Below are 23,392 nucleotides of genomic sequence, written 5' to 3' on the forward strand. Positions count from 1 at the left end.
CCCCGTACCGCCCGAACATCCTCATCTTGGCTTAATATGGGCACTGTGTCCACAGCTAGGGGGTAGTTGTGGCAAAAGTTCATCAGGGGGAAGCGTGCTTGGCGTCATCCAAGATCCAATTGTCGTACCTCGGGATCCTTCGCAAAAGGTTCCCGAGCCTGCCATGCCTCAGGGCAGTTTGAAAGCGGAGCCGGTGCCAGGGGCGCAGCGCGCAATTCCTGAGCCGATCATCCGCATCATCATGCCGGTGGTCATGGTGACGGCTGTCGTCGCGATGGTGCTCATCATGGCGTTATCCGGGCGTGGCATGAGTCCCATGATGATGATCTTTCCGCTCATGATGCTGATGAGCATGCTGATGATGATCTCACCGCCCGAGCGGACAGGCGATATCGATGAGCAGCGCCGCGTCTATCTCCGTCACCTCGATGCCTTGAGCAAGAAAGCACGATCGCATGCCGACCAGCAGCGCGATTTTGAGCAGTTTCACCATCCGCATCCGGGCGATCTCACCAACGGGGTTGCCCCAGAAAGGCTGTGGGAGCGGCTTTCCGACGACCCCCGCGCCTGCGAGGTGCGCATTGGACTTGGTAGCGCGTCGCTGTGCACGCCAATTGAGGTCGACGATCCCGGTTCGACGGAGGACCTTGACCCGGTATGCGCGGTGAGCCTCAGACGTGCCGTCGCCGCGCTTAGCTCAGTGCACGACATACCCATCGCGGTGCAACTGCGCGCCTTTCGCATTATCACTCTCTCGGGAAAAGGCGCCTGGCCCACGTTACGGTCCATCGTCGCCCAGCTGTTGTTTTTTCACGGGCCTGAGACGGTGGGTCTCGTCGACAAGTGCAGCACTGGACGAATGGGCTGGCTGAAGTGGGTGGAGCATACCCGCGGCCCAGCAAGTGCCGAATTCACATTCATCATTGTCGATGCCGATTCCCCGCAGCTGTCCCAAGTGCTCATTTCGGCGGAAGCAGAGCCTGTCACCTGTGTTCTTGTCGTTGCGGAATCACAGGATGATCCCGTACACCGCTTCGCCGACGAAGACGGAATTCACTTTCACGCCGACAACCAGATCGGTGTGTTCACCTTGACTGGACTCGAAGTTTTGGGCACTCCTGACGAGTACAGCCATGCCCAAGCAGAGCAGCTAGCACGCGCTGTCAGTGCTTTTCGACGACCCGATGTACACCACAGTTCACAAACAGGAAACAACCTGCTTGACCTGCTCGGATTGCCGGAAATTGATCACCTTGCACCGCAACAACTCTGGCCAGGACGATTCGGGACTCCACAGCATCTGACGGTGCCGATTGGCGTAGACGAGAAGAAATACCCGGTGCTCTTGGACATCAAGGAGTCAGCCCACGGTGGCATGGGGCCACACGGCTTGTGCATTGGCGCGACCGGTTCAGGTAAATCGGAACTGCTTCGCACACTCGTGGTGGCCCTTGCCGCGACCCATTCACCTCACGAGCTGAACTTCGTGTTGGTTGACTTCAAAGGCGGTGCGACCTTTTTGGGGCTGGAGGAACTTCCTCATACCTCCGCAGTAATCACCAACCTGGCGGATGAAGCCGTTCTGGTGGAAAGAATGTATGAAGCCATTTCGGGTGAGCTCAATCGCCGCCAAGAGTTGCTGCGGCGGGCGGGCAACTTTGCCAATATCACCGAGTACACCGAGGCCCGCCTCACGCTTCACCCAGAGCTTGCACCTTTGCCGGTCCTTGCTCTAGTAGTGGATGAATTCTCTGAGTTGCTTGGCCAGCACCCCGATTTTGCCGAACTGTTCGTGGCAGTGGGCCGATTGGGTCGTTCCCTCGGTGTGCACCTGCTGTTGGCCTCCCAACGGCTCGAAGAAGGAAAACTGCGCGGGCTTGATTCCCACCTCTCGTACCGCATCGGGCTCAAGACTTTCTCCGCCGCGGAGTCGCGACAAGTGCTCGGCGTGGCCGATGCATACCAGCTTCCGAGCCAGCCCGGCGCGGGTTTTCTTCGAGGAAATACCGGCCAGCTGCAACGATTCCAGGCCGCCTATGTATCAGGGCCACTCGTTCGTCGTGAAGCAAACGCGCCAGTGCCCGTTGCTCAAAGAGTGCAGGTCTTTCACGGCTGGGACCAGGAAGAAGTAGCTCCCGAGGTACGTACGACGCTCGATGACTCCACCACGCTAGTCGCTGAGATCGTGAGGTTGGCCACCGCGCAGGCTGAGGCGTTGGGGGAGGTGGCTCACCAAGTGTGGTTGCCACCGCTGCCAGCCAACATCGAACTGTCTGCCGTGTGTAAAGACGCAGGACACTTGGCATGCATCATCGGAATTGAGGATGTGCCGTACCACCAGCGACAAGACCCGCTGGTGCTTGATCTTTCACAGTCGGGAGGCCACTTCGCTATCGCGGGCGGTCCCCAGACCGGCAAATCCACGGCTCTGCGCACCATTGTTGCATCGCTCGCAGCGACTCATACAACCGATGACCTTGCCTTTTACATCATAAACGCAGGAAACGGAGTATTCCGTGACCTAGAAATGTTGCCACACGTTGCTGGCGTTGCTGATCGCACGGAACCTGAAAAGCTCCGACGCATTATCGACGAAGTAGCGGGATTTCTCGACGAACCGGTGCAGCGCCACATCGTGCTCGTTCTTGACGGGTGGCAAGCACTTGTCGGCAACGATGTCGAATTCGATGACATTCGGAACGCGCTGTCGCGAATCGCCTCCGAAGGCCCAGCCGTAGGTATTCACCTGGTGATTTCCACGCAGCGTTGGACCTCAATTCGCGCCAGCGTCCGCGACCTGATTGGGCACCGCCTTGAACTTCGTCTTGGCGAGGCCATGGATTCCCTGATCGATCGCAAGGCACAAAAGAAACTGCCGACCATCCCCGGCAGGGGACTGACCACCAGCGGTGGCTACATGTTGATCGCATCCACATCGAAACAGGACGTGGCCCATATCGCGTCGCGAGCCGTCATGCCACGCGTTCCATCCTTGCGCATGCTCCCAGCGCAGGTAACCGTTGCGGAGCTGGGCAATCACGAATTTATGATTCCGCTGGGAATAGGCGGGCCAAAGCTCGAAACAATTGGATTATGCTCCCACCACCTCATGGTTTTTGGCACCTCGGGTTCAGGAAAGTCCACGTTGTTGGCAACCGTGATGGAAAGCGTGCAAGCTTTCGACCGCGAGGACGCGCGCCTGGTCATCATCGATCCGCGTCGCGCACACCTGGGAACCATCGACGACAACATGATAGCGATGTACGCACCCACCACTGAATCAGCTGCCCAAGCGCTCGCATCCGCCGCAACTACATTGGGCTCTCGCTTGCCAGGACCTGAGATTACAGCGGAACAAATCGCAAAAAGATCGTGGTGGTCAGGCCCAGAAATCCACATAGTAATCGACGACTTTGATCTCCTTCCGGAAGAACACATCCGGCCTCTCATCGACCTGCTCCCACACGCAGCCGACATCGGCATGCACGTCTACCTCGCCAGGAAGTTCGGTGGAACCGCCAGGGCACTGCTCGGAAGATTCCTGTCGGCCCTCAAAGATCAACAACCTGCAGTTCTTGTACTCGATGGCAACCGCGACGAGGGAGCGCTCTTTGGCTATCGTCCCACCGCTCAGCCTCCGGGGCGCGCAACCCTCATCGAAGCTGGAGAGATCATCGGAACAGTCCAGATCGCGACAACTCAGACCGAGGAAACCGCATGACCACCATCACCGTCGTCATTCATCCCGCCTTGACAATCATCGAGGCCGACCGCACTTACTATCGCTATGACAAGCCCACAGCCGATGATGTCGCCGATTTTTGCTGCACTGTCGTCGATAACGCAATTGGCGGTCACCACGTAGTTATTCAGGCCGAAGAAACCACCGCGCACGAGTTCGCAGAGGCGTGCCGGCGTCGTGGCTTCATCGCCACCGCAGAGCCGCTTATCGACGACTCCCCGGCGCCTCCCGAGCCCGAAACGTCCACCGAGGAATTCGAGCCTGTGGACGAGCCGATGCGGCCTTCGCCACTGCCGGTATTGGGAATCGCGGCATTGGTCGTGGTGGTCATTGCAGCTGGTGCGTGGCTCGCAGGGCCGGAAGAACTTCCCGTCGAGCCACCTGTGGTCGCCCAAGTATCGGAACCAGTTAGAGAGGTGACCTCGGCACCACCTTCGCCCATTGTTCCGGTGGAAGAATCAATTGTGCTGGAACAAAATGGTCTTTCCGTGACGTTGCCATTGGGCTTCCAACTCGAAGCAGATGGTGAAATGTGGCGCGCCCAGGGCGAAGACCCAGGTTTCAGGTTGCAACTTGCCGCCGACGATCTCTACGGGCTGCCTGCGGAGGAGCTATTCAACCAGGTTGAGCGGGAACTCAGCGAAGACCCCTCGATGACATTGATTCGTCGAGAAGCGAACTTGGTGGAGTACCACCAGCTTCCGGGAGACGGATCGGAGGCACGTTGGTTCACTTGGGTGGCCGACGGACAGCAACTTTCAGTGGGATGCCACACGCAATTCGCTCCGACGACCGTGCAGCAAGCAACCTGCGCGATGGCCTACGAATCAGCGGTATACGCGCCTGAGTCACCCGAGGTAGAAGCCCTGTGACCTGCGGAAACGAGAACTTTTGAATTTGAGGGAACCGTAGCGATGTTTTAACAGTCCAATAGAAGTAGAAAGGCCATTTCGGCGCTTTCCACACACAACAATTGCAAGGGGGAAACACCAATGACCCAACCGACTGGGGAATTTCAAACAGAAGCCGACGTGATGCGCGCTGCCGCAGACCACACCCGTGTGGTGCACGATGCAGTGCAAAGCGAACTGCGTCGCCTGCAGGAAGCGATCATGGAGACTCAGAGCTTCTGGAAAGGCGAGGCGAAGTCGACCTTCGATGATTTGATGGTCCGCTACGACGATGAAGAAGCAAAACTGCTCAAGGCGCTTACTGATATCGGCAACAACATCGACTCCAACGCAGGCGACTTCGAAGGGGTAGAAGCCATCAACGCCGACGCGTTCAAGGCGATCAACCCAGCTGAAGGCCTACCTCTTTAAACCGAAAGGAAAATACCAATGTCTGCACCAATTCAGTACGGCTTTGGCAAGCTCAACGGGCTCGCTGACGACATCAACGCATCTTCCACAAACGTGGGCACTGAACTAAACGAGCTCAAGGACCTCCTGCGCCCAATTGCAGAGACCTGGACAGGTGACGCTGCCGAGGCCTACCAAGCGCACCAGGACAAGTGGGATAGCGCTGCGACCGAGCTCAACAACATCCTCAACACCATTGGCAATGCGGTCCGCGATGGCGCGAGCCGCATGCAAACCATCAACAGCAACGCCGCTGATAGCTGGCGTGGCTAACCGCACTGTATAACTCAGGGGGAACGACGAGAAACTGATGCCTGGGCAGCATCACTACACGGTTGGGGGACCGTGGCCAACGCCGCTTGCAGATTCGTGCAGGTGGCGTTTTGGTTTCTAGGTGGTAGATGCCCTATCCTTAAGTGTCTGTGTGTTCTTCTGCATTAATGCAGCACTCCACGGGTCTCCACCGGCCGCCGGGGGAGTGCGAGGAACGCTTAGTACTGTTCTGGCCGGCAGCCATCAAGACAGACTTTCAAGGAGTCATGCATGTCTACTTACCACCCAAAGAGTGGTGACATCGCCCGCAAGTGGTACGTCATCGACGCCACTGACGTGGTGCTGGGCAAGCTTGCATCTACCGTCGCAGACATCCTGCGCGGCAAGCACAAGCCAATGTTCGCACCTAACGTCGACACCGGCGATCACGTCATCGTTATCAACGCTGATAAGGTCCACATCTCGTCCAACAAGCGCGACCGCGAAATGCGCTACCGCCACTCTGGTTACCCAGGTGGTCTGAAGTCCATGACCCTTGGTCGTGCACTGGATACGCGCGCAGATCGCGTCATCGAGGAGGCTGTGAAGGGCATGATGCCACACAACAAGCTTTCCGCACAGTCCATTAAGAAGCTTCACGTTTTCACCGGCTCTGAGCACCCATACGAGAGCCAGAAGCCAGAAACCTACGAGTTCAAGCAGGTGGCACAGTAATGACCGAGCCAAATCAGAACATCGAAGAGACCAACGTTGCAGACGCTGGCGACATCGAAGCCGCAACTGCTGCAACCGAGGAATTCAACTACACCATTGGTGACGCGGTAGCTCCAGAGGTTACCGAGGAAGAGGCTGAAGTTGTAGCTCCTGTGCTGCACGAAGGCCCAATCCAGACCGTTGGTCGTCGTAAGCGCGCAATTGCTCGCGTTACCGTCGTTGAGGGCTCCGGCAAGATCGTTGTCAACGGTCGCGAGTTCGAGGATTACTTCCCGAACAAGCTGCACCAGCAGGACATCCTTCTACCACTGACCCTTCTCGAGCGTGAAGGCCAGTTCGACATCCAGGCAAACATCTCCGGCGGTGGCCCAACCGGCCAGTCCGGTGCTCTGCGCCTAGCGATTGCTCGTGCACTGAACATCTACAACCCGGCTGAGCGCCCAACCCTGAAGAAGGCTGGCATGCTCACCCGTGACGCTCGCGCTGTTGAGCGTAAGAAGGCGGGTCTGCACAAGGCACGTCGCGCACCTCAGTACTCCAAGCGTTAATTTTCGCTGTACTTGCGCACTTCGCCGCTTCTCTCCATTCTTTGGAGAGGGGCGGCGTTCGCATTTTCACCAAAACAGTCCATAATGAAATGCATGACTCGACTGTTTGGAACCGACGGTGTCCGTGGCCTAGCCAACGACACCCTCACTGCCCCTCTCGCCCTCAAGCTCGGCGCAGCCGCCGCGGTGGTCCTAACCAAGGATCGTGGATCGCACCAGCGCCGCCCGATCGCACTGATCGGCCGTGACCCGCGCGTCTCCGGCGAGATGCTGGCAGCGGCGATGGCAGCAGGCATGGCATCCCGTGGCGTTGACGTACTGCGCGTCGGTGTCATCCCCACCCCAGGCCTGGCGTACCTTACCGACGACTACGGCGCGGACATCGGCGTGATGATCTCCGCATCCCACAACCCGATGCCAGACAACGGCATCAAGTTCTTCTCCGCAGGCGGGCACAAGCTTCCCGACGATGTCGAAGACGAAATTGAAGCGGCGCTCGCCGATCTCGAAGAGGGTGGCCCAACCGGAACTGGCATTGGCCGCGTGATCGAAGAAGCACCGGACGCACAGGGACGCTACCTGGCGCACCTCGCAGAGGCAGTCAAGACCTCGCTGAAGGGCATCAAAGTTGTCGTCGATGCGGCAAACGGCGCAGCCAGCGAGGTTGCTCCGAAGGCCTACGAGGCAGCTGGCGCGGAGGTCATCTCGATCTTTAACAAACCAGACGCGTTCAACATCAACGACAATTGCGGTTCCACCCACATGGATCAGATCCAGAAGGCTGTTGTGGAGCACGGTGCCGATTTGGGCCTCGCCCACGATGGCGATGCGGATCGCTGCCTGGCCGTGGACGCTGAAGGCAATATCGTCGACGGCGACCAGATCATGGCGATTCTCGCGGTCGGCATGAAGGAGAAAGCATCGCTGCGCAATAACACCTTGGTAGCAACGGTCATGAGCAACCTTGGCCTGAAGATCGCGATGAAGCGCGAAGGCATCGACATTGTCGAAACCGCAGTGGGCGACCGCTATGTCCTCGAGGAACTCAACGCTGGCCGTTTTTCCTTGGGCGGAGAGCAGTCCGGCCATGTCGTGGTCCCTTCCTACGCGACCACCGGCGACGGCACCTTGTCCGGCCTCATGCTCATGGCGCGCATGGCGGAGACCGGAAAATCTCTGTCTGAGCTGGCTAGCGTCATGTCGGTCCTGCCGCAGGTTTTGATCAACGTCCCTGTCTCCAACAAGGCCACGATCATGGGAGCGCCTACTGTGCAGGAAGCGATCGCAGAGGCTGAAGCGGAGCTCGGCGACACCGGCCGCGTCCTCCTGCGCCCCTCCGGCACTGAGGAGCTTTTCCGCGTCATGGTGGAAGCTGCCGAAAAGGAACAGGCACGCAAGGTTGCGGGCCGTCTAGCTGCGGTTGTGTCCGCGGTCTAAACTTTTTTCGCCACTCAGGGAACCTTTTGCGTTGTAGAACAGTCCAATAGGGGTGAAGTTCCTTCATCACCTACACCTCACTAGAGGGGAGTGTTCTACATGTCCCAGTTAGACGCAGATTCCGAGCGCATTCGTTCGCTTCTGGCCAACCATGCCGAGATGTTCGCTCAGCTTCGCGACGAAAGCGAGCAGCGGCCGCCTAATTTCTCTCCGGCTGCCGCTGGCGCTGGTTTCGCTTTGCAGGGCGATCGCCTCGCGTTAGCTTTGCAGCGACTCCACGAGGCCTCGGTACGCCGCCATCAAAATCGCCTGCATCATTTCGACAGGTTAGGCGAGCTCAATGACACCATCCAGGGCACAGACGAGCTCAACGCATCTGAATTGAGGACGCGTGGCCTCGATGAATAACCTGCAGCTGCTCGACGCCATCGCTAGCGAGGCCAGCTCCAACCCCAACATTGACTCCGGCAGCCTCGCCGGCATCCAGGATTACGCCAGTGGCATCCGAAGCGATCTGGCCAAACGCGAGGGGCTTGATACCTCACAGCTCCGCAGTGCAGCCTCGGCTCTCGGCGGTCGCGGCGGCGGGGTCCTAGACACCATCGGAAACGTCATCACCATCGTCGAATTCGGCAAGCAGCTTATCGACGACCTCTCCCCGCTGTTCGAAGGCATCGGCGAAGGGGCACCCGCCGAGCAGGAAAGGCGCATCGACAACGAGCACCGCGAATTCACAAAATGCCTTGATGACTTTAGCGCGCGGGCCGAAGAATGCGGCGATTCTATCGACATCATTGCCGACGACGGCGACCAAGGCATCAATCTCTTGCTCGCGCTGATCCTGCGGTTGATGAAGTTCGCGCGTTTCTCGCCACCCGGCGTGATCATCGGGATCATCATTGACCTCATCATGAATGGTCTCGGCCAGGCGAAAGGCATCGCTGCCGATCAAAATGAGTCGATCGAAACTTGTTTGGACCGGGTGATCGAAGAAACAGAGGCTCTGTGTGACAAGGAAATGCCCGAGCCTTCGATTTATGTCGAACCCGAGGGGATCGTCGACAAGCAAGCTGACGCTGCGGAAATCCCCACCGATGCAGCGTCAGCGACCGGTGAGCTGACTCTGAAGCTTGAGATCAATCTAAACTGTGCGGTTCCGTCTGAATTTGTCGAGGAGCTCTCGACGATGATGACAGGCCCGCTTGCAACGCAGGACTGCGCTCCGCTACTCGGGGCTGCAGCAGCGATCAACGAGTCCGTGCAACCTACCGAAGTTGAAGAGCCTCCGATGCCCGCCGAGAAACTTGCTACCGCTCCTGCGGCAGCACCCATCGAAGAACCACCAGTAGTTGAAGAAGTACAGCCAAGTCGCGTCCGGAAAGTGGAGAAGTGGTAATGGATTTCTACGAATTTGCAGAGAACTTCCAAAGGCGCACCGCGAAGCGCATGGTGGACTTTGAAGCGGCGTTGCTCAAGGCACAAAAGCAGATGGAGGAAACAGTCCGGCAGCAGGAGATCGCGCGGCAGATGAACATCAAAAAGCCACCGACAATGTACCCAAAGGGCACAATTCGCGGTGGCAAGGTCCAGGGCGTGCTGCGGAGAGAAGCCCCAGGAGGGATGAACTAGAACAGGCGAGTGTCGTCCTTGGCAAAACCGGCCTTGTCGGCGAGTTCAAGGCCGGCGTAGGAGCTTACCTTTGGGCCAGTTGCCTCAGGGTCGGAAAAGTCGGAGTACTTGCCCTCGTTGTCCAGTTGGTGCAACAGGAACCCGGTGACCAGACCCCATGCAGTCTCGCGGGCAGCGGTCTTAGGCAACCCGGCCCCGAGAATGAACTGGAAGCCAGCATCTTCGGCGAAGCTCTGCTGGTTACCGTTTTCGATCTCACGGTAGGCAACGTCGCCCTTCCAGTTGTAAGCAAGTTTCGCTGGGTTTCCGGCATCGAATAGTTCGCTCTTTCCCGAGCCGATCACCAGGGCTGGCGCTTCGATTGTGCGCGCTGCTGCCGCTGCGGATGGGCTGGTGTTCGCGGGATAAATCGCCGCAACCGCGCCTACCTTCGGGTTGTCGGCGGCGGTGAGGACCGCCGCGCCGCCACCCATACCGTGTCCAACCACGCCAAGTTTCTTCGGGGAAACGCTGACGTTACCGTTGCCAAGCTTGACACCAGCGACGATCTGCAACGCGGATTCCAAATCCGCGGCAAACCCGGCGTGGTCTGGGTTAAACCCGATCTCGGTGTCGGGCGCAGCCACGACGATGCCCCAGCTAGCCAAGTGGCGCAGGGTGGCGTGGTAGTGCTTGATCGGCTTGGTCCAATCATGGCCGAAAGCGATCGCTGGCAAACCGTTTCCCTTTTCCGGGGTGTAGATCTTTCCAGGGAGGCCGGTGTAGCCGAGGTCGCCTTCAAGCACATGGTGCGGACCGCGCTTGGACAGTTCCTTTAACGATTTCTTCAAATTCGCAGACACATAAGCCACGATACTGGATTCTTTTCGCTGTGACGTGAAATCCGTCTCACCAGGAATTTTTCCAAGATGCGAAAAACTCACAGCGTTTTGCTGGTCACAGAATGTAGGTGTGATGAAAAACGTCGTTTATTCTTTACGCCATGTGTGGAATCGTCGGATATGTCGGAAATCAACAAGCCCTCAACATTGCAGTTGAGGCACTACGTCGCATGGAATACCGCGGTTATGACTCCTCAGGCGTCGCAGTCGCTGGAGCTGGCACGATCGCGATGGCCAAGCGCGCCGGGAAACTCGCGAACCTGGAAGACAAGATCACCGAAGTAGGGGCGGACACTCTCCAAGGCACCACCGCCATCGGACACACCCGCTGGGCGACCCACGGACGCCCGACGGATGAAAATGCGCACCCGCATATGTCGTTTGACGGCAAGGTAGCGATTGTCCACAACGGCATCATCGAAAACTTCGCCCCGCTGCGCGACAAGCTTGAGCGCGACGGTGTGGAACTGAAATCCGAGACTGACTCCGAGGTCGCGGCCCATCTGTTGGCTCAGGCTTACAACGAAGGCGACACGCAGGGCGATTTCCGAGCGAGTGCGCTAAAGGTGCTTAACGGCCTCGAAGGCGCATTCACTTTGTTGTTCATGCACGCCGATCACCCAGACCAGATCATTGCCGCGCGACGGTCCACCCCGCTGATCGTTGGAGTGGGCGAGGGCGAGATGTTCCTCGGGTCTGATGTCGCTGCATTCATTGAGTTCACCAAACAGGCCGTGGAGCTGGGACAAGACTCCGTTGTCAGCATCACCGCCGATGGATACGAGATCATGAACTTCGACGGCAGCCCCGCTGAAGGCACCGAGTTCACCATCGACTGGGACCTCGAAGCCGCAGAAAAGGGTGGCTTCGATTCTTTCATGATGAAGGAGATCCACGAGCAGCCCGCCGCCGTCCGCGACACCCTCGCGGGTCACTGGGATGGCGAGCGGGTCACTCTCGACGAAAACACGATCTCCGACACCGACCTGAAGTCTTTCAACCAGGTCTTCGTCGTGGCTTGCGGCTCCGCTTACCACTCGGGACTTGCCGCAAAGTACGCCATCGAGCACTGGGTGCGCATCCCGGTGCAGATCGAGGTGGCCAGCGAGTTCCGCTACCGAGACCCTGTGCTGGACGAGCGCACTTTGGTTCTCGCTATCTCCCAGTCCGGCGAGACCGCAGACACCCTAGAGGCCGTGCGCCATGCAAAGACTCAGGGTGCCAAAGTCCTCGCGGTGTGCAACACGAATGGCTCCCAGATTCCGCGCGAATCGGACGCCGTGATTTATACCCACGCCGGCCCGGAAATCGGCGTGGCATCGACCAAGGCTTTCCTAGCCCAGGTGGCCGCGAACTACATCGTTGGCCTCGGCCTGGCGCAGGCGAAGGGGACCAAGTACCCCGACGAAATCCGTGCGATCTGGGAGGAGCTCGAGTGGATTCCGGCCAAGATCGAGCAGGTGCTGCAGGTCCGCGAGCAAATCGGCCAGATCGCTCAGACGCTGGGCCAGGTCAAGACGATGTTGTTCCTTGGCCGCGGCGTTGGTTTCCCGATCGCGCTCGAAGGAGCCTTGAAGCTCAAGGAGCTTGCGTATATCCACGCCGAGGGTTTCGCCGCAGGCGAGCTGAAGCACGGCCCGATCGCTCTGATCGAGGATGACCTGCCGGTCGTCGTCATCGTGCCTTCTCCGCGTGGAGTGTCCCAGCTGCATTCGAAGATCGTCTCCAATATCCAGGAAATCCGTGCGCGTGGTGCAAAGACCATCGTCATCGCGGAGGAGGGCGATACCGCCGTCGAGCCATATTCCAATTGGCTCATCCGCATCCCGCAGACCCCGACGATCATGCAGCCGCTGCTTGCGACCGTTCCGCTGCAGTTCCTTGCGGCCGACATCGCGCTGGAGTGCGGCAACGAGGACATCGATAAGCCACGCAACTTAGCGAAGTCCGTCACTGTGGAATAAAACCGAACAGAAACGGCCGTTTATGGTGCTTTTCGACGATGCCACAGCCCATAAACGGTCACTTCTGTTCAGATAGGCTGGAAAGCATGGAGCCGGTAGTTTTTCAGCAGCGCCTCAACGGCAGTATTCGCACCTTCATACTCGTGCTCGGAGCTCTAAGCCTCCTCGGCGCAGCGGTTTCATGGATGTTTCAACGAAACCTTCTCGAGCTTGTGATCTACCTTGCCGCGGCAGCGTTCTTCTTTCTTTGCCTGCTCATCAAAGTGACGATGACCGTGCACGAAGCTGGCATTGACCTAACAATGCTGGGCGGGATTGCTGACGTGCACCTACCAGCGTCGTCGATCAAGGGTGTCACGCTGGGGCCAACCACCGGCCTCAAAGAAGGAGCCGGCATCCGCTTCATCGGCAACGCAGAAGGGCTTATTGTGGGTGGCCCGACCATCAAGATCGAGCGCACCACCGCTCCGTACCTCGTCTCCATGGCCAATCCCGACGAGGCAATCGCAGCCATCAACCGGTGCTTTTAGCTCGGTACGTTGAGCAATTGGAGATCCTCAACTGACAGAGTTGCTGTTTTTGCACGGCTCAGGATGGATTCCAGCACTGCTGTTAGAGCCTGAACAGGGTCGTCGACCATGGAGTGACAGCGCCAGCCGATGTGCTTATCTGGGCGGACGAGGATTACTCCGTCTTCTTCGACTTCACGCTGGTGCATCCAGTCTCCGTAGAGATCGGTGATCTCGAGGCCTTCGCCAATGACAACTGCCTTCAGTTCAATACCTAGCTTTTCAGCAACCTGGACTGCGGCGTCTGCCCAAGGTTTACCGGTGATGCCAGTGAAGATGGTGAAGCCGGTGCCGGTTGCGATGTCGTGCGTGGAGAACTTCTCCAGGGTATTGCCCAACCAAGCGTGTGGCAGACGCAGACCTGGGTACGTGGATTTCTGGTGGTGCAGCATGGGGTCCTCGGTGATTTCTGGACGCCCCCGACCATCGCAAACTGTCGCGGAGGATTGATAGAATTGCCCGATTTCAGTGCCTTGAGCATTGAATTCGTAATCTTTGTAGTCCAGCGCTTCACGCAGTGCTTTGCGACGAGCAGCGCCTTCCGCTGTTGGTTGTTTACGCAGCTGCAGACCCTCACGGAATTCTTCTTCTGTTTTTGCATCAGCAACGCCGAGTGCTTCGAAAATCGGGCCGTATTCACGGCTGGAATCATTCGCACGCGTCACGATTTGTTTTGCAACTGGTGCGCGCTCGACAGAGTAGGTGTCTAGGAGTTCTGGTCCTGCCTGCCCCTTGATCACTGCCGCGAGCTTCCATGCCAGGTTGTAGGAGTCTTGGATGGAAGTGTTGGAACCTAGACCGTGGCTTGGTGGGTGACGGTGTGCTGCGTCGCCCGCGATGAAAACACGTCCCTTTTGCATGTGGGTTGCGTACTGCTCGTTATTGCCCCACAGCGAGTAACCGGTAATTTCCATTTCCAGATCAGGGACACCGACGAGATTGCGTACGATGCGCTTCGCTTCTTCGTCGTTAAGCACCGGTGGCTCACCGTTGATGTCGAAGCCCCAGACAACGAGCCACTCGTCCCACATGCGAACTGCGCGGATCAAGCCTGCGCCGATGCCACCGATGTTGGATCCAGGGTAGAAAACCCAGTAGAGGATGGATGGGCGATGAGCGACGAGGTGGGAAAGGTCTGCCTTGAAGGTGATATTCATGGAACCGCCGATGTCCATTGCGCCTTCAAAAGGCGTGTCAATGTCTTCGGCGACTTTGGAACGCGCACCGTCGGCGCCGATCAGGTACTTTGCGCGAATGGTGTACTCATGGCCGGTAAGGCGATTGCGGACCTTGACGCTTACGCCTTCGTCGTCTTGCTCGTGGGAGAGGTACTCGGTGGAGAATTGGGTTTGGGTGCCTCGCTTGGTTGCGTTTTCTACCAAGATTGGCTCAAGCAGCGTTTGCGGAATATCGCAAGGCATTGCTGGTGAGGCAAGCTCGTAGTCTGCTCGGCGATCCGGGCGGAAACCCCAGGTTGGGCGGCGGCCGATTTCTTCACCTGCGAGAGTTTCGCAGTAGACGGTGTCGCCCATCTTGTCGTGCGGGGTAGCCTTTGCAAGAACTTCTTCTTCGAGGCCCACGTCACGCAGTACCTCCATGGTGCGCTGGTTCGTAATGTGCGCACGAGGGGTGTTTGCTGTCCAGCGATATTTGGTGATCATGATGTTGTCAACACCGTGCGTGGACAGGAAGAGCGATGCGGAAGCTCCGGCGGGGCCGGAACCGACGATCAAGACATCAGTGGTGACGATATCTGTTTGCTCAGGGGCTTCGGTTGCAGCGAGACCATCATTGAAAACGGGCATTAGTTCTCCTTAGGATCAGGTGAAATGGACCTTGGGGGAGAATGTAACGCGGGTCACGTTTATTGGGTAGTGGTAAGTGCGGTCACGTCTGCTGGGGGCGATTTAGTGTCCGCTGGAGGCCAAAATGAGCGCGAAGATTTCACATTTCCGCACGAGATTCTTTGCGCCATTGCAAAGGTGTCGTTCCATAAGCGCGTTTGAAGGCCTTGCCGAAGTGGCTGGAGGAAGAAAAACCAAAGAGTGCCGCAATAGTGGCGACCGAATAGCGATCATGGGTTGGCGAAGCCAGTGCTGTTCGCGCAATCTTGAGGCGTTGCTGCAAGAGATAGTTTGAAACGGTTGTGTTTTCCGCAGCAAAAACGCGGGCCAGTTGGCGCTGGCTGATCCCTGCGGCTGCAGCAATTTCGGCAACAGAAAGATCAGAGTTTCCGAGATTAAGGGAAATGAAGTGTTGCGCCGCAAGCAGAATGGAATCAGAAGACGATGCAGGCTCGAAAATCGAGCTCACCAGGCTCAGGGTGTTGCGTTCGGTTTTGCTGATATCGTCCGCGCTTCGTTCACTCAGGCTGCGACGCACGAAATTGGCAAGCGCATTGTGCTGAAGGCTTTGCGATGAGCGAGAGAAATCGAAGACATAAGGCAACTTTGGTCGAGGTGCAGGCACCAACTCCGTGTACAAGTGCCGAGGAACAGTGAGCACCATCTCGCGAAGCCCCAGGGAAAACCCACGTGTGAAAGGTCGGTCCGCGTCGTAGACAACCGCTTGGCCGGGCTGGAGGGTGAGATGCCCGTCGGTGTGAAAGAAAAACGTATCGCCTTCCAACGCAAAGAAAATCGCGATGACGTCGGTTGGATTGTCGTTAATGAAGGATTCGGAGCGCTCCACTATCTGGGCTGATCCGAATACATCGGCCAAACGGATCGACGGCAAGTTGATATTTTCTTCCCGTGCCTTAAGAGGCTTCGAATCCAGCGTACGAATATCAAGAGGTATCAAAGCAAGAGCATTGTGACTCTCCCACAGGCGGACCCGATCTCCGGGTGGGGTGCCCTGCGTACTGAACGTCAAGGACTCAAGTTTGCTCTCATTAGCCACGCGAACCTCCCTATGTTTAAGCCGTTATACCAGTTTCGTGAATCACATCCTGCATCGTGGGTGTCCCTGCTCGATCAAGTACGCTCGACCCTATGCTTGAAGCCCTCCGTTACGCGTTTGTCGATTCGATCAACGTCCTTCTTATTGGCGTGATCGTCGCGGTGGGCATCGCTACGCCTCCTGTGCGTCGCAAGTACGCGAAGATCAGCTCGCTCCTCGTCGCGGGCGATTGGCTCGGCGTGGCCTCACTATCGCTGCTGATGCTGGTGATCTTCGACGGGCTCGGCGACGTGGTGAAACAGTTCGTCGAGGGACCCTTGTTTGGGTGGCTCCTCATCGCCACGGGCGTGCTTGTCGGTGTGATGGCGTTTAAGGGCGGCGACAATTCCAAATTGATGAACACCATCATGGCCCCGTTGCGAGAGCCCACCCCGCGCACCGTCATCATGGGTTTCATCCTCGGCCTGATCCAGTCGGCGACATCAGTGCCGTTTTACGCCGGCCTCGCCGTGCTTTCTGCCAGTGGTATCGAAACGGTCAGTCGATACACAGGCCTGATCCTGTATGCCACGGTCGCATTAAGCTTGCCGACGATCACCGCGCTCCTCGTGGGCTGGATCAGGAAAGAACCACAGTCGTTCGTCGGAAAGCTCTTTGAAAAGGCGCGGCAACGCCCGGATGAAGTCACCCTCGCGGCGTCGTGGCTTGTGGCGATACTTCTCATCGCCATTGGTGTCTTGCATTTCTTCTAAGTGGCACAATGGGGCGCATGAATCTGTTAACCACGCGCATTGACCTCTCTGCTATCGCACACAACGCTCGGACCATCAAGGACCTGGTGGCACCGGCAAAACTGATGTGCGTGGTCAAAGCGGATGCCTACAACCATGGCGTGGAGCGCGTCGTACCGGTGATGGAGGCCAACGGCGCAGACGCATTCGGCGTGGCTACGGTCGACGAAGCCAAGAAGCTCATTGGCTTAACGACGAAGCCGGTTCTGGCATGGATTTGGGCGATCGACTCGGAGCTACCCGAGGGGGTGCAGCTGGGCGTGCCTACTTTGCAGCACCTCCGCAAGCTTGTCGACGACCCCACGCCCCGGACCATCGTCCTCAAAGTCGATACGGGTATGAATCGCGCGGGCATCGACGAGGAATCGTGGGCCGAGGCATTTGAGCTGGCAAAGGCCGAACACCTCACGGTAGACGGGCTAATGACACACCTTGCCTGCGCCGATGACCTCGATAACCCGGTGAACGACGAACAGGCGGAGCTTTTCCACAAGGCGATCACGCAAGGCCGCGCGGCCGGGTTAACCTTGCCAACGAATCACCTTGCTAATTCGCCAGCAACATTGACCCGCGAGGATTTCCGCTTCGATCAGGTCCGACCTGGTGTCGCTTTGTACGGCCTGGAACCTGTGGCGGGCATTACTCACGACTTGCGCCCGGCGATGAGCTGGATTTCGCGAGTTGCCACAGTAAAACCGATCAAGAAAGGTGAAAGCGTCAGCTATGGTCTCACCTGGCAGGCGCCGGAGGACGGTTTTACTGCCAGTATCCCGGCAGGCTACGCCGACGGGGTGCCACGCGCATGGCAGGATGCCATCGAGGTCACAATCAACGGCAAGGCATACCCGCAGGTGGGGCGTGTGTGCATGGACCAGTTCCTCATCTGGTTGGGGCAAGACCAGGTGGATCTTGGTGCTGAAGCCATCATTTTCGGATCCGGTGGTATGAGCGCGACTGAGTTGGCAGATCGTGCTGGCACCATCAATTATGAAGTGATTTGCCGCCCTACCGGCCGCAACGTCCGCGAATACACGGAAGGCAAGTAATGAAGTTTCTCTCTGCAGGAACTCGTCGTTGCGATACTGCTGCCGAAACCCAAGCGCTTGGCGAGGAGCTTGGTCGCGCGGTAGAACCCGGCGATGTCATCATCCTCGATGGTCCCCTCGGTGCAGGCAAGACCACCTTCACGCAAGGCATTGCGCGTGGCATGCAGGTGAAAGGGCGCGTGACCAGCCCGACGTTCGTCATCGCCCGCGAGCACCGCAGCACCGTGGGCGGACCCACGCTCATCCACGTCGACGCGTACCGGCTGATCGCCGAAGGTGCTTCCGGCGACCCGCTCGGCGAGCTTGATGCCCTTGATCTCGACTCCGCGCTGGAAGATAGCGTGGTCGTGGCCGAATGGGGTGGGGGACTTGTCGAGCAAATTACACAGTCCTATCTGTTGGTTACTCTAGATCGTGAAACCCTCGTGCTCGAGGATCCAGAATCCGAAGGCCGCATCATCTCTTGGAGGCTTGAGCAATGGCAGTAACCTTTGACAACGGCGCTGACTACGCCGAATCTCGCCCAACGTATCCACCCGAGCTGGGGCCGCTTCTTGCCGCGCAAGCTCCGCGCAGTGCCGTGGCACTCGATGTGGGTTGTGGGACAGGCCAGCTCACGGAAATTCTCACCGACGAATTCGCCACCACGATCGGTACCGATATCTCTTTGTCGCAGGTCAGGGCCGCCCGGGGGACTGCACTCTACACCGTCGCCGATGCCAGCTCACTGCCTCTGAAAGATCACTCGGTTGATCTAGTCACCGTTGCGCAGGCGGCGCATTGGATTGAGGTAGAACCCTTCTACGAGGAGGTCCGGCGCGTAGCCACACCGGGCGCCTTGATCGCTCTGATCAGCTACGGCCTGTGCATTATCGACGACGCCGAGACCGACCGCATTTTCCAAGAGTTCTACGCGGGTGAATTTCACGACTTCTGGGACCCGCGCCGGATCCATGTTGAAACCGGCCTGTCGCGACTGCCGTTCCCCTTTGAACGTGTTGCAATCAACAGCCCGGACATCATCAAGTCGATGACTGTGCATGACTTCCTGGGGTACGTGGAGACTTGGTCGGCGTCGACAAGCGCGCGCAAGGACGGCCACGGCTACTTGCTTGATCGATTCGCTGAGAACCTAGAACTCGTCTGGGGTAGTGTCACGCGTCAGGTTCGTTGGCCGGTCACAGTGATTGCGGGAGTGACATGCTGACGTTTTTGGCGTCCAACCCACTTTTGGCGTTGGCTCTGATTTTGGCGCTGGGCTTGGCGCTTGGAAAAGTCCGCGCCTTCGGAATCTCCCTTGGCGCGGCAGCGGTTCTATTCGTCGCACTTGGCTTGGCCACCGCGAACCCTGAGATCCAAATCCCGCCGCTGGTGTACCAACTTGGCCTAGCAATGTTTGTGTATGTCATTGGCCTATCCGCGGGTCCGGTGTTCTTCCGTGAATTCGCGCGGCGAGGCTGGAAACTCACCCTGTTTATGCTGGTGCTGTTGGTGGTGCTGGTTGCGCTTGGCTGGGCAATCATTAGTGGCCTTGACTTGGACCCAGCAACGGGCGCGGGCATGTTTGCTGGTGCGCTAAGTTCGACCCCGGGTATGGCAGCGATCGTCGAGATGGTTGATCCGGCGCAGTCCCAAGACCCCGTGATCGGCTATTCGTTGGCATATCCAGGTGCGGTCATCGGAGCAATCGTCGTCGCGGCCGTGGGAGCATCGGTGCTCAAGGTGGATCACCGGAAAGACGCGGAAGAGGAGGGAATGATCACAGCCAGCCTGCAGTGGCGTGGCGTGCAGATCGGCCCTGGGATCCGCGGGCGGATCGGGGATTTGCGAGCGATTGCAGGCGAAGAGGTCATGGCGACACGCATTGCTAACGATCCCGAAAACCACGAGCTTGCAGACCCCTCAGGAGTACTCGAACCGGGGATGATCCTGCTGATCCACGGCACTGAAGAGGCGCTCGATCGGGCGATCCCGCGACTTGGCGAGGCATACCTGGTGAAGATCGAAGACACCGAGCTCATTTTTCAGGAGTTCACGGTCTCCAATCCGGAGATTGCTGGGCACCGCCTCGGCGACATCGATACTGCGTCGAAGGGGTTTCTCGTGGCCCGTGTTCGCCGCGGGGATAGCGACTTCGTGCCAAACCGCGGTACCGTGTTGAACTACTCCGACCGGATCCGCGTGATTACCGCGCCGGGCCGAGTAGACGAAGTACGCGCCTGTGTTGGCGACAGCGAGAAGGCCCTAGGCAATGTTGATCTACTTCCATTCGCGCTCGGGCTCTCGCTGGGCCTGTTGATCGGCGCGATTCCGATTCCATTGCCGGGCGGCACCACGCTTACTTTGGGGTTTGGTGGTGGCCCGATCGTTGCTGGGTTGGTTCTTGGCGCCCTCAACCGCACCGGCCCGATCCACTGGCAGCTGCCGTTTCACGCGAATAAGACCATCTCTACTCTCGGCCTCGCGTTATTCCTTGCTGGCGTGGGTACCTCGGCTGGCGCTGGGTTCCGTTCGGCGCTGACCGACCCATCGTCGCTGGTGTACATGGGAATGGGACTCCTGATTACTCTGACGAGCGCGCTGCTCATCGGCATTGTCGGCTGCACTCTGTTCGGCCTCAAATGGGATGAAGCGATGGGTGTTTCTGCGGGAATGACCACGAATCCGGCAGTGATTTCCTATCTGAACACCCAGACTGGCACCGACCTTCCCGATCGCGGATATGCCACCGTGTATCCCACGACAATGATCGGCAAAATTGTCGCGTCGCAGGTCCTTTTCTTACTCCTGGTTTAGACAGCGGTAGGATCGACGAGAATCCATTACTAGTAGGAAGTTCGCTTTGCTAAAACTCACTAAAGACGACAAGGGTTGGCTCGGAATCGTCATCGCCTTGTGGCTGATCGCTTTGTTCGCACTCATCTTCATTTTGCCAAAGGGCAACGTGCAGTCGGCTCCCACCAAGTCGCTCGCGGCTGCGGTGAACCAATCGACCCCAGCGCAGGGGCCAGCAATGGCCACTGACATGGAAATCGACCTAGGCAAGGTCTACGGCGACGACTACGCCGGCTACATGACGCTGTGTTCCAACGAGCCACCAGAACTTGTCGAGGCGAAGAAATCCGTCCTCGAAGCAGACACCAAGATCTCTCCGGACGAGAACTACATCATGCTTTTGCCTGCAGACGAGTCGTCGCCAGTCAAACTTGACGCGCTCCCAGCGGATAAGTTTGACCTTTGCCCAGTTCTCGGTGGTCAGCCATTCATCATGCAGGAGCCACAGCCGATCCAGTACCCGATTCCACTGCACAAGGAAAACGGTAAGTGGACGATGGGTTACCGACTCTAATGTGGGTACTAGCGCTTGATACGGCGACAGCAGACTTGGTAACAGGGCTGGTGAACGCCACAACTGGTGAGGTTTTCGACGAAGTTATCCACGACACTCGCTCGCACAACGAGCTTTTGGTGCCGACGATCCAGCTGTTGCTCAAGCGCGCCGAGCTCACATTCGACGACCTTTCCGCGATCGCTGTCGGCTGCGGGCCAGGCCCGTTCACGGGCCTACGCGTCGGCATGGCAACTGCTAGCGCACTAGGCCAGGCCCTCGGCCTCCCAGTCCACGGCGTTGTTACCCACGACGCCGTTGCAGCGCTTATCGACGAGCCATCCTCCCTCATCGTCACCGACGCCCGGCGCCGCGAGGTGTACTGGGCAAGGTATACCAACGGTTCTCGCGTGTCTGGCCCTGACGTCATCGCACCCGCTCAGCTGGCGGTTGATCCTGTCGACGTCATGAGCGTTCCAGACCACATTCGCGACTCTGTCTCCGTGGATGCAGGCACCGTGACTTACCGTGCACCGAGCGCCCTCGGGCTTGTCTCCGCGGCCGACCTAGAAAGCGAACCGGGCCCGCTTGTTCCTCATTACTTGCGACGCCCTGATGCCAAGGAACCTGCTCCGAAGCCCAAATCACCGGCAATTCCCGAGGTTGAGCTGTGATCCTTCGGGAACTCACCGCGGATGATGCGACCTGCGTTGCCGACATAGAGGCGAGGCTCTTCTCCGAGGACAACCCGTGGTCGCGCGAGGTCTTCCTTACAGAGTTCGCTCACCCCCACACATTCTATGTCGGCGCGTTCGACGACGAAGAGATCATGATGGGGTACGGCGGAATCGCTATGTTAGGCCCCAAGACTGACCCTGAATTTGAGATTCACACCATCGGCGTGGACACTCAGTTCCAACGCCGTGGCGTCGGGCGGGCGCTGATGGATCAGCTCACTCACGCGGCCGATCTCTACGACGGACCCATGTTCTTAGAGGTTCGTACAGACAACGATCCCGCCATTGCACTCTACGAAAGCTACGGTTTTGTGCAGCTTGGGATTCGCAAGAACTACTACAAACCGTCTGGCAAAGACGCTTACACAATGAAGCGCGACAGCAGAAGTGAAAGGACGAAGCAGTGAACATCCTGGGTATCGAGAGCAGCTGCGACGAAACTGGAGTGGGCATCATCTCGCTTTCCGACGACGGCGCCATGCACATCATCGCCGACGCAGTCGCTTCGTCCATGGAACAGCATGCGCGCTTCGGTGGGGTAGTCCCTGAGATCGCCTCCCGCGCACACCTTGAGGCTATGCCACAGGTGATGGACTCCGCGTTGCGAGAAGCCGGAATCAAGAAGCCGGATGCCGTCGCCGCCACCGTTGGGCCAGGACTTGCCGGTGCTCTCCTTGTTGGTGCGTCTGCGGCCAAGGCCTACGCAGCAGCGTGGGGGGTTCCCTTCTATGGAGTCAACCATCTTGGTGGGCACGTGGCCGTGGCAAATCTCGACGGGGCCGATGAGCTGCCTCACTCGATCGCCTTATTGGTCAGTGGCGGGCATACTCAGATCCTCGAGGTAGAGGCCGTGGGTAAGCCCATGAAGGAGCTTGGCTCCACGTTGGATGACGCGGCGGGCGAAGCATACGACAAGGTGTCGCGACTCCTCGGGCTGGGGTATCCGGGCGGACCGGTCGTCGACAAGCTTGCGCAGCGCGGCAATCCGGAGGCAATCAAATTTCCTCGGGGACTCAGCCGCGCCGATGACTTGCGTGGCGAGCACCGGCATGACTTTTCTTTCTCGGGGTTGAAAACTTCCGTGGCGCGCTATGTGGAAGCTGCTGAACGGGAAGGTCGAGTAATTTCCGTGGAAGATGTTTGTGCGTCGTTCCAGGAAGCAGTGGCCGACGTTCTGACGGCAAAAGCGATTCGTGCTTGCACCGACACGGGTGCACAGACTTTGCTGCTGGGCGGGGGAGTGGCGGCCAATTCCCGCCTGCGGTCCATGGCCCAGGAACGATGCGAGAAAGCCGGTATTGAGCTGCGCGTTCCACGATTCAAACTCTGTACCGACAATGGCGTGATGATCGCGGCTTTGGCAGCCCAGTTGATCCACGAAGGTGCCCAGCCTTCCGATTTGGGGGTAGCCACTGACACCTCTTTGGAAGTCGAGGTCCCCCTAGTTCACAAAAGCTAGGTACCCTCAGTG

24 protein-coding genes are annotated in these 23,392 nt (G+C 58.3%); 21 read left to right on the forward strand and 3 right to left on the reverse strand.

Translation table 11 applies throughout. From position 1 onward, the window contains the following. Positions 1 to 163: 163 nt before the first annotated feature. From eccCa to QP027_RS01730, 10 genes are all read left to right on the forward strand, one after another. Positions 164 to 3,721 carry a type VII secretion protein EccCa gene (gene eccCa, locus QP027_RS01685; protein ID WP_284825488.1) on the forward strand — a complete coding sequence of 1,186 codons (3,558 nt, stop codon included), beginning with the start codon at positions 164 to 166 and terminating at the stop codon, positions 3,719 to 3,721. Then, positions 3,718 to 4,614, forward strand: coding sequence for a type VII secretion-associated protein (locus QP027_RS01690; protein WP_284825490.1), 897 nt, complete (start codon positions 3,718 to 3,720; stop codon positions 4,612 to 4,614). The genes eccCa and QP027_RS01690 overlap by 4 nt, the downstream gene beginning before the upstream one ends. A gap of 120 nt (positions 4,615 to 4,734) precedes the next feature. After that, the gene (locus tag QP027_RS01695) at positions 4,735 to 5,064 is read left to right on the forward strand and encodes a WXG100 family type VII secretion target (protein WP_284825491.1); all 330 of its coding nucleotides are present in this window, start codon (positions 4,735 to 4,737) and stop codon (positions 5,062 to 5,064) included. Between the two features lie 18 nt (positions 5,065 to 5,082). Then, entirely contained in the window at positions 5,083 to 5,376 is a 294-nt protein-coding gene (locus QP027_RS01700; RefSeq protein ID WP_284825493.1) for a WXG100 family type VII secretion target, read from the forward strand. A gap of 270 nt (positions 5,377 to 5,646) precedes the next feature. Further along, positions 5,647 to 6,090 (forward strand): 50S ribosomal protein L13, encoded by a 444-nt coding sequence (rplM, locus tag QP027_RS01705; protein WP_284825495.1) that lies wholly within the window; start codon positions 5,647 to 5,649, stop codon positions 6,088 to 6,090. Next, the gene (rpsI, locus tag QP027_RS01710) at positions 6,090 to 6,638 is read left to right on the forward strand and encodes a 30S ribosomal protein S9 (protein ID WP_284825497.1); all 549 of its coding nucleotides are present in this window, start codon (positions 6,090 to 6,092) and stop codon (positions 6,636 to 6,638) included. The genes rplM and rpsI overlap by 1 nt, the downstream gene beginning before the upstream one ends. Positions 6,639 to 6,731: 93 nt before the next feature. Beyond that, positions 6,732 to 8,075 (forward strand): phosphoglucosamine mutase, encoded by a 1,344-nt coding sequence (gene glmM, locus QP027_RS01715; protein ID WP_284825499.1) that lies wholly within the window; start codon positions 6,732 to 6,734, stop codon positions 8,073 to 8,075. 99 nt (positions 8,076 to 8,174) lie between these two features. Next, entirely contained in the window at positions 8,175 to 8,483 is a 309-nt protein-coding gene (locus QP027_RS01720) for a hypothetical protein (RefSeq protein ID WP_284825501.1), read from the forward strand. Next, positions 8,476 to 9,471: a hypothetical protein gene (locus QP027_RS01725; protein ID WP_284825504.1), complete on the forward strand. Its 996-nt coding sequence runs from the start codon at positions 8,476 to 8,478 to the stop codon at positions 9,469 to 9,471. Before QP027_RS01720 ends, QP027_RS01725 begins: the two co-directional genes overlap by 8 nt. Beyond that, positions 9,471 to 9,704, forward strand: coding sequence for a hypothetical protein (locus QP027_RS01730; protein WP_284825506.1), 234 nt, complete (start codon positions 9,471 to 9,473; stop codon positions 9,702 to 9,704). Before QP027_RS01725 ends, QP027_RS01730 begins: the two co-directional genes overlap by 1 nt. On the opposite strand, the gene QP027_RS01735 is transcribed toward QP027_RS01730, so the two are convergent. Next, complete coding sequence (locus QP027_RS01735) at positions 9,701 to 10,546, reverse strand: dienelactone hydrolase family protein (protein ID WP_284826884.1); 846 nt, start codon at positions 10,544 to 10,546, stop codon at positions 9,701 to 9,703. The two genes, QP027_RS01730 and QP027_RS01735, sit on opposite strands and share 4 nt — an antisense overlap. Positions 10,547 to 10,686: 140 nt before the next feature. Between QP027_RS01735 and glmS the strand changes: the two genes are divergently transcribed. Beyond that, positions 10,687 to 12,549 carry a glutamine--fructose-6-phosphate transaminase (isomerizing) gene (glmS, locus tag QP027_RS01740; RefSeq protein WP_284825508.1) on the forward strand — a complete coding sequence of 621 codons (1,863 nt, stop codon included), beginning with the start codon at positions 10,687 to 10,689 and terminating at the stop codon, positions 12,547 to 12,549. Positions 12,550 to 12,635: 86 nt separating this feature from the next. Further along, positions 12,636 to 13,079 (forward strand): hypothetical protein, encoded by a 444-nt coding sequence (locus tag QP027_RS01745; RefSeq protein WP_284825509.1) that lies wholly within the window; start codon positions 12,636 to 12,638, stop codon positions 13,077 to 13,079. Here QP027_RS01745 and QP027_RS01750 read toward each other — a convergent pair. Beyond that, positions 13,076 to 14,923, reverse strand: coding sequence for an FAD-dependent oxidoreductase (locus QP027_RS01750; protein WP_284825511.1), 1,848 nt, complete (start codon positions 14,921 to 14,923; stop codon positions 13,076 to 13,078). The two genes, QP027_RS01745 and QP027_RS01750, sit on opposite strands and share 4 nt — an antisense overlap. A gap of 139 nt (positions 14,924 to 15,062) precedes the next feature. Next, on the reverse strand, positions 15,063 to 16,019 hold the full coding sequence (locus tag QP027_RS01755) for an AraC family transcriptional regulator (protein WP_284825513.1): 957 nt from the start codon (positions 16,017 to 16,019) through the stop codon (positions 15,063 to 15,065). Between the two features lie 92 nt (positions 16,020 to 16,111). Between QP027_RS01755 and QP027_RS01760 the strand changes: the two genes are divergently transcribed. The 9 genes from QP027_RS01760 to tsaD are packed head-to-tail and all read left to right on the forward strand — an operon-like array spanning position 16,112 to position 23,380. Beyond that, positions 16,112 to 16,771 carry a GAP family protein gene (locus QP027_RS01760; RefSeq protein WP_284825515.1) on the forward strand — a complete coding sequence of 220 codons (660 nt, stop codon included), beginning with the start codon at positions 16,112 to 16,114 and terminating at the stop codon, positions 16,769 to 16,771. A gap of 17 nt (positions 16,772 to 16,788) precedes the next feature. Continuing rightward, on the forward strand, positions 16,789 to 17,856 hold the full coding sequence (gene alr, locus QP027_RS01765; protein ID WP_284825516.1) for an alanine racemase: 1,068 nt from the start codon (positions 16,789 to 16,791) through the stop codon (positions 17,854 to 17,856). Then, complete coding sequence (gene tsaE, locus QP027_RS01770; RefSeq protein ID WP_284825518.1) at positions 17,856 to 18,344, forward strand: tRNA (adenosine(37)-N6)-threonylcarbamoyltransferase complex ATPase subunit type 1 TsaE; 489 nt, start codon at positions 17,856 to 17,858, stop codon at positions 18,342 to 18,344. Before alr ends, tsaE begins: the two co-directional genes overlap by 1 nt. Beyond that, on the forward strand, positions 18,335 to 19,063 hold the full coding sequence (locus QP027_RS01775; RefSeq protein WP_284825520.1) for a class I SAM-dependent methyltransferase: 729 nt from the start codon (positions 18,335 to 18,337) through the stop codon (positions 19,061 to 19,063). The genes tsaE and QP027_RS01775 overlap by 10 nt, the downstream gene beginning before the upstream one ends. Continuing rightward, on the forward strand, positions 19,057 to 20,652 hold the full coding sequence (locus QP027_RS01780; RefSeq protein ID WP_284825521.1) for an aspartate:alanine exchanger family transporter: 1,596 nt from the start codon (positions 19,057 to 19,059) through the stop codon (positions 20,650 to 20,652). Before QP027_RS01775 ends, QP027_RS01780 begins: the two co-directional genes overlap by 7 nt. 46 nt (positions 20,653 to 20,698) lie before the next feature. Continuing rightward, positions 20,699 to 21,205 carry a hypothetical protein gene (locus QP027_RS01785; RefSeq protein WP_284825522.1) on the forward strand — a complete coding sequence of 169 codons (507 nt, stop codon included), beginning with the start codon at positions 20,699 to 20,701 and terminating at the stop codon, positions 21,203 to 21,205. Beyond that, the gene (tsaB, locus tag QP027_RS01790) at positions 21,205 to 21,858 is read left to right on the forward strand and encodes a tRNA (adenosine(37)-N6)-threonylcarbamoyltransferase complex dimerization subunit type 1 TsaB (RefSeq protein ID WP_284826885.1); all 654 of its coding nucleotides are present in this window, start codon (positions 21,205 to 21,207) and stop codon (positions 21,856 to 21,858) included. The genes QP027_RS01785 and tsaB overlap by 1 nt, the downstream gene beginning before the upstream one ends. After that, entirely contained in the window at positions 21,855 to 22,328 is a 474-nt protein-coding gene (gene rimI / locus QP027_RS01795; protein WP_284825524.1) for a ribosomal protein S18-alanine N-acetyltransferase, read from the forward strand. Before tsaB ends, rimI begins: the two co-directional genes overlap by 4 nt. Next, entirely contained in the window at positions 22,325 to 23,380 is a 1,056-nt protein-coding gene (gene tsaD / locus QP027_RS01800) for a tRNA (adenosine(37)-N6)-threonylcarbamoyltransferase complex transferase subunit TsaD (protein WP_284825526.1), read from the forward strand. The genes rimI and tsaD overlap by 4 nt, the downstream gene beginning before the upstream one ends. Positions 23,381 to 23,392: the final 12 nt, after the last annotated feature.

This window comes from Corynebacterium breve (assembly GCF_030252165.1).
Classification (GTDB): Bacteria; Actinomycetota; Actinomycetes; order Mycobacteriales; family Mycobacteriaceae; genus Corynebacterium; species Corynebacterium breve.

What these genes read in the sequence shown, in the direction of transcription:
- eccCa (WP_284825488.1), top strand. Translation starts at nt 164, where the DNA reads ATGCCTCAGGGCAGTTTGAAAGCGGAGCCGGTGCCAGGGGCGCAGCGC.
- QP027_RS01690 (WP_284825490.1), top strand. Translation starts at nt 3,718, where the DNA reads ATGACCACCATCACCGTCGTCATTCATCCCGCCTTGACAATCATCGAG.
- QP027_RS01695 (WP_284825491.1), top strand. Translation starts at nt 4,735, where the DNA reads ATGACCCAACCGACTGGGGAATTTCAAACAGAAGCCGACGTGATGCGC.
- QP027_RS01700 (WP_284825493.1), top strand. Translation starts at nt 5,083, where the DNA reads ATGTCTGCACCAATTCAGTACGGCTTTGGCAAGCTCAACGGGCTCGCT.
- rplM (WP_284825495.1), top strand. Translation starts at nt 5,647, where the DNA reads ATGTCTACTTACCACCCAAAGAGTGGTGACATCGCCCGCAAGTGGTAC.
- rpsI (WP_284825497.1), top strand. Translation starts at nt 6,090, where the DNA reads ATGACCGAGCCAAATCAGAACATCGAAGAGACCAACGTTGCAGACGCT.
- glmM (WP_284825499.1), top strand. Translation starts at nt 6,732, where the DNA reads ATGACTCGACTGTTTGGAACCGACGGTGTCCGTGGCCTAGCCAACGAC.
- QP027_RS01720 (WP_284825501.1), top strand. Translation starts at nt 8,175, where the DNA reads ATGTCCCAGTTAGACGCAGATTCCGAGCGCATTCGTTCGCTTCTGGCC.
- QP027_RS01725 (WP_284825504.1), top strand. Translation starts at nt 8,476, where the DNA reads ATGAATAACCTGCAGCTGCTCGACGCCATCGCTAGCGAGGCCAGCTCC.
- QP027_RS01730 (WP_284825506.1), top strand. Translation starts at nt 9,471, where the DNA reads ATGGATTTCTACGAATTTGCAGAGAACTTCCAAAGGCGCACCGCGAAG.
- glmS (WP_284825508.1), top strand. Translation starts at nt 10,687, where the DNA reads ATGTGTGGAATCGTCGGATATGTCGGAAATCAACAAGCCCTCAACATT.
- QP027_RS01745 (WP_284825509.1), top strand. Translation starts at nt 12,636, where the DNA reads ATGGAGCCGGTAGTTTTTCAGCAGCGCCTCAACGGCAGTATTCGCACC.
- QP027_RS01750 (WP_284825511.1), bottom strand. Translation starts at nt 14,923, where the DNA reads ATGCCCGTTTTCAATGATGGTCTCGCTGCAACCGAAGCCCCTGAGCAA.
- QP027_RS01760 (WP_284825515.1), top strand. Translation starts at nt 16,112, where the DNA reads ATGCTTGAAGCCCTCCGTTACGCGTTTGTCGATTCGATCAACGTCCTT.
- alr (WP_284825516.1), top strand. Translation starts at nt 16,789, where the DNA reads ATGAATCTGTTAACCACGCGCATTGACCTCTCTGCTATCGCACACAAC.
- tsaE (WP_284825518.1), top strand. Translation starts at nt 17,856, where the DNA reads ATGAAGTTTCTCTCTGCAGGAACTCGTCGTTGCGATACTGCTGCCGAA.
- QP027_RS01775 (WP_284825520.1), top strand. Translation starts at nt 18,335, where the DNA reads ATGGCAGTAACCTTTGACAACGGCGCTGACTACGCCGAATCTCGCCCA.
- QP027_RS01780 (WP_284825521.1), top strand. Translation starts at nt 19,057, where the DNA reads ATGCTGACGTTTTTGGCGTCCAACCCACTTTTGGCGTTGGCTCTGATT.
- tsaB (WP_284826885.1), top strand. Translation starts at nt 21,205, where the DNA reads ATGTGGGTACTAGCGCTTGATACGGCGACAGCAGACTTGGTAACAGGG.